The organism is Acinetobacter sp. G18 (genome assembly GCF_052660225.1).
In genome coordinates, this window is sequence record NZ_CP109658.1 from 2356099 (window position 1) to 2368114 (window position 12016).

Genomic DNA, 12016 nt, shown 5'->3' on the forward strand with positions numbered 1-12016 from the left:
AATTGTTATTAAAAATATCACCAATAATTAGATTAAAAAAATAACATTCAAAAAATATAATGATTTTTCTTCTTGTTTTTTCACAAATGTATATTTAGATTTAATTAAGATTATTTAAAATCACATTTGTATTTCATGAATACAGTTTAAGCAAAATTAAATTTTACTTAACACTGACTATAATATTTTAAGGAGAAAGTATTATTACGACCAAATCGTGTGACATTTTAAATTAATTATATCTCTGTACTTAACCATAAAAATCCACCCAGCGTTAAATCATATTCAGCCAGGAAAGATTAAAAAACTCATGAAACTTAAAACAAATTTTTCGCATCTCGCTTATAGCTGTACATTGGTATTATTCGGTTCCATACAATTTGCCCATGCTGCACCTTTACTCACGTCTCATATCACAAATGAAGTCAGCCCTGCACCTACAGCTAATGCATGGATTGAAGTTGATACTCAAGCTTTTGAAGATAATATTAAAAGGACAAATCAATTACTTAATGGCAAAACACAACTTTGTGTAGTCATGAAAGCAAATGCGTATGGGCATAGTATTGACCTACTTATGCCGAGTGTTATGAAATTAAATGTGTCTTGTATTGGCATCACCAGTAATGCAGAAGCGGCGATGGTGCGTAAGCATGGCTATAAAGGCAAAATTACACGTTTACGTACAGCAACTGATAGTGAAATCATCAATGCACATGCGTTAAATATCGAAGAGCTTTTGGGTAATTATGATCAGGCTGCCCGTATCTCTAAATGGGCAGAAGCGAACAATACAACTGTTCATTATAGCTTGGCTTTAAATTCGGGTGGTATGGATCGTAATGGTCTTGAAATGTCTACAGCTCAAGGTAAAGAACAAGCTGTTGCAATCACTAAGCTTCCAAATCTTAAAATTGACGGCATTATGACCCATTATGCTGTAGAAGATGAAAAATATGTTCGTGAGCGCCTAGCTCAATTTAATGAACAAACAGCATGGTTGATTAAAAAAGCCAAACTGAATCGTAAAGAATTAACATTACATACAGCAAATTCATTTGCTACTGTAAATGTTCCTGAATCACATTTAGATATGGTCCGTGCAGGCGCAATTATTTATGGAGATTTTCCTAATCACCCTGAATTTAAACGCATGATGGCATTTAAAACACAAATTGCTGCAATTAATAATTACCTTAAAGGTTCAACTGTAGGTTATGACCAAACTTATACGTTGACACGTGACTCCAAACTCGCAAACTTGCCTGTAGGTTATTCGGATGGCTACCGTCGTAGTTTTAGTAATAAAGCTTTTGTCTTAGTCAATGGACAAAAAGCACCAGTGGTTGGTCGAGTATCCATGAATACTGTTATGGTTGATGTAACAGATATTCCAGAAGCCAAAGCGGGTGATGAAGTTGTATTATTTGGACGTCAAGGCAATGCTGAGGTTCAATCTAGTGATTTAACGAGTCTTACAGGCCATATTTTGACAGAGGCCTATACTCCATGGAGTAACTCTAATCCACAAGTGATTAAACCTATTCAATCTCAGCAATCAACGCAAATCAGTAATCATCAAGTTGCAGCAACCGCTGAGTAAACGTTAAGTTAATTGATAAGTAGCCCTATATTTCAAAAAATATCAGGGCTACTTTTTGTATGACGACATTTCTTAAACTATTTGTTCCCATCTAATTTTTATATAAAAAAAGAGCATTTTCATGCCCTTTTTACTTTTTATTTAGCCTTTAGCTTGCGTGCTTAAAACTATCAATTTGCTTGATCTCATAAGGTAAACCGACATAGTTTTCAGCCAATGTGGTTTTACCTGCAATTGAACCCAGTACATAACTTAACTCAGCTTGTTTAATCTTGTGATCAAACTCACTTTCAGTTTCAAAGCGATGTAACAAATGAGTCATCCACCAAGAAAAACGCTCTGCTTTCCATACACGTTGCAGGCATTTTTCAGAGTATTCATTTATACCTTGCTCTGAACCTTCGGCATAGTATTCAATGAGTGCACTTGATAAATAAGCAATATCAGAAGCCGCGAGATTTAAGCCTTTTGCTCCAGTCGGTGGAACAATATGCGCAGCATCACCTGCTAAAAATAGTTTTCCGAAACGCATTGGTTCAGTCACAAAGCTACGTAACGGCGCGATACTTTTTTCAATAGAAGGTCCCGTCACTAACTTTTCACGGCTTTCAGGGTCTAGGCGGTTTTTTAGCTCATCCCAGAACTTTTCATCCGACCAGTCTTCGACGTGATCTGTTAAAGGGACTTGTAAATAATAACGGCTACGTGTCTCTGAACGCATACTGCATAAAGCAAATCCACGTTCTGATTGTACGTAAATGAGTTCATCGGCTACAGGTGGGACATCTGCCAACACCCCTAACCAGCCAAACGGATAAACTTTTTCAAAGGTTTTAATTTTGTCTTCTGGTACGCTGGCACGGCAGACACCATGGTAGCCATCACAACCAGCAATAAAGTCACACTGAATTTGAAAATCTTTACCTTGGTACTCAAACTCAACTTTTGGTGAAGTGTAAAAATCTTTCACTTGTACATTTTGAGCTTCATAAAATGACTTGAGCTGCTCCGCTTCACGCGCAGTCATTAAATCTTTGGTCACTTCGGTCTGACCATATACGGTCACTTGTTTACCACCTGTGAGTGCGGCTAAATCAACTCGATGCAATTCACCATTGGTTAAGATTTCAATGCCCGAATGCGGTAATCCTTTTTCTTTTAAGTTTTGATCAACGCCTGCTTGTTTGAGTAAGTCGACCGAAACTTGCTCTAAAATTCCTGCACGAATCCGTGAAGCCACATATTCAGCACTACGTTGCTCAACAATAATATGATCGATTCCAGCTTTATATAGAAGTTGCCCAAGCAATAATCCTGCTGGTCCAGAACCAATAATTGCAACCTGTGTCTTTAAAATATCCATAACTTCATCCTTGTTTTATCCTGACTTTAAAATTACTGGCTTTAAGTTTTGTTCACTATGTATGCAAGACGAAAATAACCGTTTATCATCTAGTTTGTCCGAATAGCGGACAGAAACAATCAAAATAACAGGAATGAATGGATGCCTTCTCTCGATGCTTTTTTAGAGCACCCGAACTCGCATGAGAAAATTCGTCAAGATGACTACATTGCAGGTCTAGCAAAAGGCTTGGCTTTACTGGAAGCTTTTGGAACAGATCGCCAGCGGCTCAATGTCACTCAAGTGGCCGAACGAACTGGCATTAGTCGTACCGCGGCAAGGCGTTATCTAAAAACTTTAAAATACTTAGGCTATTTAGAAACCGATGAACATTACTTTTGGCTCACTCATCGTGTGCTGCGCTTTTCGAGTTCTTATTTAAGCTCGGCCCATCTGCCTAAAGTTGCTCAATCATTTTTAAATCTTTTATGCGCGCAGACATCTCTTACTTTTTCAATTGTGGTTCTGGACGATAACGAAGTGGTGCCGATTGCCCGTAGTTATTTACCACAGCAAGATAACTTACGCGTTAGTCCTTATGGCATGCATTTAGGAAACCGACTCCCTGCCCATGCAACGTCTACGGGTAAAGTATTGCTGGCAGCATTGTCTGAAGAAGCTCAGCATGTATGGGTAAAAACTTATGGTTTAAAGCGCTTAACCCCTTTTACCATTGTAGATGAGTCAAAGTTTTTTGAAGTACTTAAGGATATTTCGTTATCGGATTATTGTCTTTCCAAAGAAGAACATGAACTTGGCGTAATTGCGATTGCCGTGCCCGTATTTAACGCCCAAGGTCAAGCCGTTGCTGCGCTTAACTGCATGTCTCAAACCAACCGCGTACAAGAAGATTATTTGGTTCAGCAAATTTTGCCATTGCTACGCAACACGGCAAATGAACTCAGAAATGTGATTTAAATGGACTTAGAAACTCTTGTGATCAGTTAGAGCTGCAAGAGTTTCAACTCATAATTTTAAAGAGCGAATTCTTTGACTTGCTGGCTTGCCAGATCCAATGCATTGCTGCGATAAGCCTGCATGTCTAAGCCTTCTGCATAGATAAATTCAACCTCATGAATGCCCATTAGCCCTAACACAGCTTTGAGATAAGGCGTGACTGCCTCAGTTTCTTGGCCGACATGAATACCACCACGACTACTTACCACCACCGCTTTGACCCCTTCAACCAAACCTTGAGGATAAGTTTCGGTGTAACGGAATGTTTGTCTTGCTCGCGCCACCAAATCAAACCAGTTTTTGAGCTGAGTCGGGACATTTAAGTTGTACATCGGTGCGCCAATGACCAATAAATCGGCACTTTTTAATTCAGCAATTAATTCATCAGACAAAGCAACGATCTGCTGAATGTCTTGATTATTATTTTCAGCACCACGAAGCGCCTGAAAAATTTCCAGATCTAATACAGGCAGGTTCATTTCAGCTAAATTGCGTATGGTAATGTCATCTTGCAAACCTTGGTCTTTACGGTGCTCAAGCATTACATCAATTAAGCGATTGGTCTGTGAACCCTCACCCATAATGCTGGATTTTAATACCAATATTTTAGCCATGACTGTCTCCACATTTTTGATGAAGCCATAATAACTCCACAATAAATTCAACAGTGGTGATATTATTTCTTATTATTGGTTCCTTTTAGGCAACAATCATGCAACATGAACTAAGTGCAATATCTATATTTGTGACTGTAGTTGAAGCTGGAAGTTTTGTAAAAGCTGCCGAACAATTGCATTTAACTCGCTCAGCCATAAGTAAAAATATTGCTCGTCTTGAAGATCAGCTTGGCGTGGCTTTATTCAAAAGAACAACACGTTCGCTCAGCATGACTGATGAAGGCGCTTTGTTTTATGAACATAGCCGCCGAGCGTTAAGTGAAATACAAAATGCGGCGGCTTTATTAGACCAAGGCAAAATTAACGCAACAGGCCGTTTACGGATGTCTGTGCCAGTGCTGTTCGGGCAACTCTTTGCTGCTCCGCTCATGGTTAAATTTGCTCAGCAACATGCGGACTTACAGCTAGAAATTTCATTTAATGATCGAACTGTAGACTTGGTCGAAGAAGGTTTTGATTTATGTATAAGAATTGGAACACTACCTGACACCACTCAGCTCGTTGCCAAACTGATTGGTGAGCATCGAATGCTACTTTGTGCCTCACCTGACTATTTAAATGAAGCAGGTCCCCTAGAACATATTGAGGACTTAGAGCACCACGCCACGATTGCCGATCCGCATTTTGGTCAAATAAAAAAGTGGCAACTCCAAAAGGAAAATAGCGAGCCTTTATTTATCAAGCCCAAAGCAAAACTTCTTTTAAATGACTTACAAGCCATTAAAAATGCAGCGCTTGCTGGAGCAGGTATCGCTTGGCTACCCGATTGGCTCATTCAAAATGAATTACAGGATGGTACGCTCGTACAAGTATTAGAAACCATGTCGAGCATTGCTTTTCCGATTCATTTGGTATGGCCTACACTGCCTTTTATGCCCCTAAAAACCCGTCTTGCAATTGATTATTTGGCGCAGCATTTACCCCCTGAACTAAACAGACAAGTTTAAAATAAACAAGGCCTTTTGCAGTCATGCTTGCTTTGCGAATGTCATAATGTATATAGATCAAACTTAATATTTTTTAGAAAAAAGCCACATGCATAGATGTGGCTCAATAGAATTTACTCGTATTTCAATCAAAAACTTTCAAGCAAACTAGTCAGCGTCCTCTTTTTTAGAAGAAGGCCCCAAAGCCATACTCGAAAATACTCCATCGCGATAAATCCATGCATGTAATAACGCAGCAGATAGATGACCAATAACGACAGCAAATAATAGCCAAGCCAAAATTCCATGTAATGTACGGAACCAAGCGTAAAGTGTCGAGTTGGTGGGTGCTATAGGCGGAAGGTCCCAACCCGGAAATATAGTGACAGGCCAATTACCTGCCGATAGCGTTGCCCATCCGAGCAATGGCAAACTAAACATCAAAATATAAAGTAGCCAATGTGATGCATGAGCAAGAAACGCCTGCCAGCGCGGTACAGTCGGCGGCAAAGGTGGAATTGGATAACAGAGTCGATTTATTAATCTGATGATGACCAATAGTAAGATTGCGATCCCTAAAGGACGGTGAATATCGATTAACCACGGACGCCACGTAATTGAGGTGGTCATTCCTACCCCAATAAATAGCATAGCTAAAATTGCTACTGCCATAAGCCAATGCAGTATTCGAGCAGTCAAATTAAAATGACGTGGAGCATTATCGTTAGATTTGTTTTGCATTGTTCAGCTCTCCTATTTGCCCACAGCATCGGTTGCTTTGCCAAATCCAATTTCACGTAATCGAGCATTGTAAGACTGTGAATATATCGCCGCTCGTGCTGCGAGTACGGGATCATCTGATAACTCAATTCCGGGTGGCACCAAAGTTGGGTCAAAGTTAATATCACGACATGCGCCATTTACCTGATCAGTTACATTTTTGACTTCTAATGTTCCGGCTATAACTTCTTTACGGTCTTTTGGCCAAGGCTGAGATGGGTCATTCACTGGGTCCCCTGGCTCGGCAAGTTGCAAAACTAAGTCCCAATAGAGCGGCCCTTCAGCCAAACGTTTTTTGATGTCTTTAAATAAGAAATCATGGTCAGCTTGATCACGTTGTTCTTTGGTCAGACTAATAAATTTTGAATGAGGACGCATAGACCAACGGACTGGCTGTTCTTGTCCATTGGTGGCTCGCAATATAAAGGCATTTACGACATAAAATTCTGCGCCGCTAAAACTACCGGTTAATGGCATCTTGGCCTTTTGCTCAATAGACTTACGCGCTTCGGGATATTCTTTTAAAAACGCTTCAACAAGGGCTGGGTCAGGTTTACCAGTAGATGGAACCGGTTTAAATGCTTTTTGCTGCGCCAAAAAACCTTCAGCATTTCGCGTCGGGAAATAAGGAAAGTTGTTTAATTTCATGCGCCACTGCGAATGATCGGCGGCAGAAAGTAATAAAGCCATACTCACTGTTGCGGTAGAATTATCTGCCGCATGCGGATTGCCGCTTCCAATAGAAAATCGGCCAATTGCTGGTATATCAGACTTAGCAAATACAGTAGCTTTAGAGAGTGCTGCTGCCGCACCATTACTATGGTAAGTGCCATCAAAGCAAATCCCTTTACCGTGTGCACGTCGATATCCTGGATCAAAGTTGTTTATTGTGTCACCCAAAAAAGTTTTGGATGTTGTTCGATGTCCAAATAGACCAGCAGTCCAAGCAAATGCCAATACTAAAAAACCTGCGATTACAGCAATACCCACGAATCGCAGCCAGTACTTCTTTAGAGTTTTAAAATTCAAATTATTCATTCTTCATCCTGTGTAAATTATATAGCTGCATTTATAAAAAAGTTTGATCCTATAAAAAGAGTATTACTTAATTTGATGAAATTATGTTCAAAATTAGCTGAGTAAATAAAATCCCAAAATTTCTGGATCTAATAGTGATAAGCCTTAATATAATATTTATTTCTGGGCCATATAAGTTACGTACCGTGAGGTTAGTATTAAGTTTATTAACATTTGAATGCATATAAATAAGGCATGGGAACAAAAAATGTAAAAGCCCCCACATTGACAGAGAAAGTCCGAAGAGCTGATCTTTTTACTAGTGAGAATAATTGATTCCATGAACCAGATATAACTTATAAAAACTTAAAAGAGGCCGAAGCCTCTTTATTTTTAACCCACTTAAAATTAGTCATCAATCATGGCGAATTCTTGTTCAGGCGTACCTTTCACCAAATGATGACGGCTATATAACAAGTAATAGAGTATAAATCCGACATAAATCAGCGCGGCTAGTAACCAAACTTTTGGATTTACCATTAACCCTGCCACTACAGCAACAGCAGCAAGAATTAAAGCAATGCAAGACGTCCACATTCCACCAGGGGTTTTATAAGGGCGAGGTAATTCAGGGCGAGATAAACGTAATTTAATATGTGAGAGCATCATCAACACATAAGAAATGGTTGCACCGAATACTGCCATTAAAATGAGTAAGTCACCCTCACCTGTTAAAGAAAGTAAGAAACCAATAATGCCCGGAATGATAATGGCCCAATATGGCGCTTTATTTTCATTCGTTAACGATAAGTTTTTTGGTAAATATCCTGCACGCGACAATGCAAAAATCTGACGTGAATAGGCATAAATAATTGAGAAGAAACTTGCGACAAGTCCAGCAAGACCCACAAAGTTAACAAAGCTTGCCAACCATGTGTGCTGACCATATACCGCAATAAGCGCATCAACTAAAGGTGCCCCTGAATTTTTTAAAGCATTTGAACCTGCTGCGCCTGCTCCCAAAAATAAAATTAAAAGTGCAAATGATGCCAATATCAACATTGAACCAATCAAGCCACGTGGCAATGAACGTACTGGATCTTTTGCTTCTTCGGCAGCCAATGGTACCCCTTCAACCGCAAGGAAAAACCAGATGGCATAAGGTACTGCGGCCCATATTCCCATATAGCCAAATGGTAAAAAGCTACTCGTGCCTGCATGAGAACTGACTGGAATATCAAATAAGCGCGCACTGTCAAAATGTGGAAGCATCGCGACAATAAATACCACCAGTGCAATACAAGCAACGGCGGTAATTCCAAACATGATTTTAAGCGCTTCACCTGCACCTTTCAGATGAATGCCCATAAAAACCAAATAGCAAATTAAATAAACGGCCCAGCCGCCAATGCCAAAGAGTGATTGGCAATATGACCCAATAAATACGGCAATCGCAGCAGGTGCAATTGCATATTCAATTAAAATCGCAGTTCCTGTTAGGTATCCTCCAAAAGGACCAAATGCAACGCGGGCAAAACTATAGCCACCGCCAGCAGTGGGCAACATCGTCGACATCTCAGACATCACAAAGCTCATGCAGAGATACATAAACGCGACGATGACTGTTGCAATAAAGAGTCCTCCCCAGCCGCCTTGTGCCAGCCCAAAATTCCAACCCGCAAAGTCACCCGAAATGACGTAGGAAACACCAAGCCCCACTAAAAGTAACCAACCTACTGCCCCCTTTTTTAACTGACGTTTTGCAAAATACTCTGCGTCCTGTTGTAAAGCACCAACATCCACGCTTAATTCAGACTCTTTCATTGTCGTATGCCTTATCGACTAAATTTACACCACCAATAGTTGCGCAAAAGATATTCATAAAACTTGACAGCAAAACATCTCCCCGACCACTTGAAGTCAAGTTGATTCATTTTTTCTTTTATAAGATCGACGGCATCTCAACACGAAACGTGTTTAAAAATTAAATTGAGGAGATGGGTTATGTCTGTAGAACAAAATGAATTTTTAAGCCAAGTTCAATTACAAATACTGGCAGAACAAGCAATTAAGCAATATCCATCAGACTATCAAGGACAGGTCAAACTACTGTGTCAGTCTGAAAATGCAACCTATCAAGTTTCGACTGGATCTGCCCGATATGCACTTCGAATTCACCGTCCGAACTATCACAGCAAACTCGATATACAAAGTGAGCTTGAATGGTTAGATGCTTTAAATGCGAGTGGTATTCAAGTTCCTGTTGCGATTGCAGATCAATCGGGTGAACGCGTCATTACCTTGAAACTATCGAATGATATTTATCGTTATGCAGTTCTTTTCAACTGGGTTGAGGGCGATATGCCGACTGTTGAAGTTGACCCCACTGCATTTGAGCAATTAGGACAGATTACCGCAAAGTTGCACGTACATAGTAAGACATGGCAAGCGCCTGAAAACTTTCAACGTATCGTATGGAACCATGAAACCATGGTTGGTGCAGATGGACACTGGGGAAACTGGAAAAATGCACCTCATTTAAGACCACAAGATCACGGCGTAATTGAAGAAGCCATTGCACAGATTTCGAAAGATTTAAATTTCTTTGGCAAAACCCAAGAACGCTATGGCCTGATTCATGCCGATTTGCGTTTAACCAATCTCTTACTACAACAAGAACGTATCGGCGTGATCGACTTTGATGACTGCGGAATGAGCTGGTTTATGCATGACCTCGCTGCTGCAATTAGCTTCAATGAACATTATGCCAATGCGCCGCATTGGGTTGATTACTGGTTAAAAGGCTACGAGCGCGTAGGTCATATTCAGTCTGAAGAATATGAAATGATTCCGACTTTTATTATGCAACGCCGGATTCAAATGATGGCTTGGAATGGTTCTCACGCACAAACAGAAATGGCTCAAAGTCTTGGCGATCAATGGTCCAATGAAACTGTGCGTCTTTGTAAAAAATATCTAAACGGACAAATGCCTGTCGGAATTTGAAAAGTGATTTAGATCGCTTTTCTTCATTTTCAATTTTTAGTTTTTAAATTTTATAGAATTTAAAGGAAGGGTTTATGCAAGCTACCCATCAACTGAGCAAAGTTGCCAAAGCACTATTACTCACCAGTAGTCTGGCAAGCATGATTGCTCTAAGCGCATGTAACTATAACCCTATACAAAGCACATCTCCCGCAGTCGCTATTCCCAAAAAGGAATATATACAAAAAGGTCAATGGGACGCTTTTAACTTTGACCAACTTAATCAATTAATTGCTAGCTATGGAAAAGATAGCCCAAACTACAATCCTGACAAGCGCCCGTATATTGTCACTGACTTTGACAATACCTCGGTATTTTTAGACATCGAAGAAGCAACTTTAATTTATCAGCTTGAACACTTAGCCTTTAATGTTACGCCAGATCAGCTTAATCAGATTATTCGTAAAGGAATTAGCTCGCAAAACTTTGAAGCGGCCTACAATAACCAGCAAGGCCAAGCCGTCAATATTGATAAAATTGCCCCAGATATTATTGCGAGCTACACATGGCTTTATCACCACTATAGCGGTCTAAAAGGCAAGCAAAGTCTGGATCAAATTAAACAAGATCCGCATTATCTCGATTTCATTACTAAAATGAGATATCTATATGCGGCGATTGGAGACACGTTTGATCATGAAGTTGCATATCCGTGGGTCACTTATTTATTTACCGGGCTTACCGAACAAGAAGTCCGTAATTTGGTAAAAGCAACGGTGGCTTGGCAAATGCAGCAACCGATTGGACCTGTGACATGGACTTCCCCAGCAGCACTTTCGGGCCAAGCAGGCGTTGTGAAAACCACTTGGGAAAATGGTTTAAGGCCATACCGTGAAATGCAAAATCTATTTAAGGCCTTTCAGGACAATGGCATTGATGTCTATGTCTGCTCGGCATCTTTTATTGATGTGATTAAGGAAATTATTTCTAATCCAGAGATCGGCTATAACATTAATGAAAAAAATGCCTACGCCATGGAGTTAGAACGAGATGCACAAAATCGAATTTTACCTGAGTTTCGTCATGGCTATGCGCAAACTCAAGGTAAAGGCAAAACAGCAACCATCCAGCGTTTTTTAGTCTCTAAATATGGTTATGGGCCAATTTTTATCGCAGGTGACAGTGAAGGCGATCAAAATATGATGCAAGATTTTGCGGCGACTCAGAAGGTTCTCATTATTAATCGATTGCGCAGTCCGAGTTCTGATATTGGAAAATTTTCTCAGCAGGCTGTGCAAGGCTATGGTCAAGCCAATACTAAGTTCTTACTACAAGGCCGCGATGCCAATACAGGTCAATTTAGACCCTCAATGGCCAGTTTAAGTTATGGCGCGCAAACGGCGAAAACTACAAAAAATTAGTATTTCACTTATTTTCTCATGCCTACAATACATGTTGTATGCATGAGAAGCAGCTTAATTTCTTGTTTTAGTTCTGCCCTTTTTGCCTATCTCTAATGCATTTTCTGCCTTCTTTTAGTTCGCTACCCCACGTTAAATACAACTCTTGATCTCTTCTTAAAGAATCAAGCCTGAAACTTAAAACAGCAACACATAAGTCATTATTTTATAAAAATTTTTAACAACACAAAATCAAGGACGTAAGCAAA

General features: G+C 39.9%; 10 protein-coding genes and 1 pseudogene. 6 read left to right on the forward strand and 5 right to left on the reverse strand.

The genetic code is table 11. The features are described 5' to 3' along the window. The first annotated feature begins 310 nt into the window (after positions 1-310). Positions 311-1603 (forward strand): alanine racemase, encoded by a 1293-nt coding sequence (alr, locus tag NE363_RS11240; protein WP_445535066.1) that lies wholly within the window; start codon positions 311-313, stop codon positions 1601-1603. Between the two features lie 148 nt (positions 1604-1751). Here alr and pobA read toward each other — a convergent pair whose 3' ends face one another. Beyond that, entirely contained in the window at positions 1752-2966 is a 1215-nt protein-coding gene (gene pobA / locus NE363_RS11245; protein ID WP_445535067.1) for a 4-hydroxybenzoate 3-monooxygenase, read from the reverse strand. Positions 2967-3107: 141 nt separating this feature from the next. Between pobA and pobR the strand changes: the two genes are divergently transcribed. Continuing rightward, positions 3108-3923 (forward strand): IclR family transcriptional regulator PobR, encoded by an 816-nt coding sequence (pobR, locus tag NE363_RS11250; RefSeq protein ID WP_445535068.1) that lies wholly within the window; start codon positions 3108-3110, stop codon positions 3921-3923. Between the two features lie 56 nt (positions 3924-3979). On the opposite strand, the gene NE363_RS11255 is transcribed toward pobR, so the two are convergent. Next, on the reverse strand, positions 3980-4576 hold the full coding sequence (locus tag NE363_RS11255) for an NAD(P)H-dependent oxidoreductase (protein ID WP_343569449.1): 597 nt from the start codon (positions 4574-4576) through the stop codon (positions 3980-3982). A 98-nt stretch (positions 4577-4674) separates the two neighbouring features. Between NE363_RS11255 and NE363_RS11260 the strand changes: the two genes are divergently transcribed. Then, the gene (locus NE363_RS11260) at positions 4675-5586 is read left to right on the forward strand and encodes a LysR family transcriptional regulator (RefSeq protein ID WP_445535069.1); all 912 of its coding nucleotides are present in this window, start codon (positions 4675-4677) and stop codon (positions 5584-5586) included. 147 nt (positions 5587-5733) lie between these two features. Here NE363_RS11260 and NE363_RS11265 read toward each other — a convergent pair whose 3' ends face one another. Then, positions 5734-6306 (reverse strand): cytochrome b, encoded by a 573-nt coding sequence (locus NE363_RS11265; RefSeq protein WP_445535070.1) that lies wholly within the window; start codon positions 6304-6306, stop codon positions 5734-5736. 12 nt (positions 6307-6318) lie between these two features. Continuing rightward, positions 6319-7383 (reverse strand): catalase family peroxidase, encoded by a 1065-nt coding sequence (locus tag NE363_RS11270; RefSeq protein ID WP_445535071.1) that lies wholly within the window; start codon positions 7381-7383, stop codon positions 6319-6321. A gap of 234 nt (positions 7384-7617) precedes the next feature. Between NE363_RS11270 and NE363_RS11275 the strand changes: the two are divergent. Further along, positions 7618-7695, forward strand: a pseudogene (locus tag NE363_RS11275) (winged helix-turn-helix transcriptional regulator); the annotation flags it as partial. Positions 7696-7770: 75 nt separating this feature from the next. Here the strand turns inward: NE363_RS11275 and eat are convergent. Continuing rightward, positions 7771-9186, reverse strand: coding sequence for an ethanolamine permease (eat, locus tag NE363_RS11280; protein WP_445535072.1), 1416 nt, complete (start codon positions 9184-9186; stop codon positions 7771-7773). Between the two features lie 180 nt (positions 9187-9366). On the opposite strand from eat, the gene NE363_RS11285 reads away from it, so the two are divergent. Together NE363_RS11285 and NE363_RS11290 are read left to right on the forward strand one after the other, a co-directional pair. Then, complete coding sequence (locus NE363_RS11285) at positions 9367-10368, forward strand: phosphotransferase enzyme family protein (protein ID WP_013198390.1); 1002 nt, start codon at positions 9367-9369, stop codon at positions 10366-10368. A gap of 74 nt (positions 10369-10442) precedes the next feature. Further along, positions 10443-11768: a haloacid dehalogenase-like hydrolase gene (locus tag NE363_RS11290; RefSeq protein ID WP_445535073.1), complete on the forward strand. Its 1326-nt coding sequence runs from the start codon at positions 10443-10445 to the stop codon at positions 11766-11768. The last annotated feature ends 248 nt before the right edge of the window (positions 11769-12016 follow it).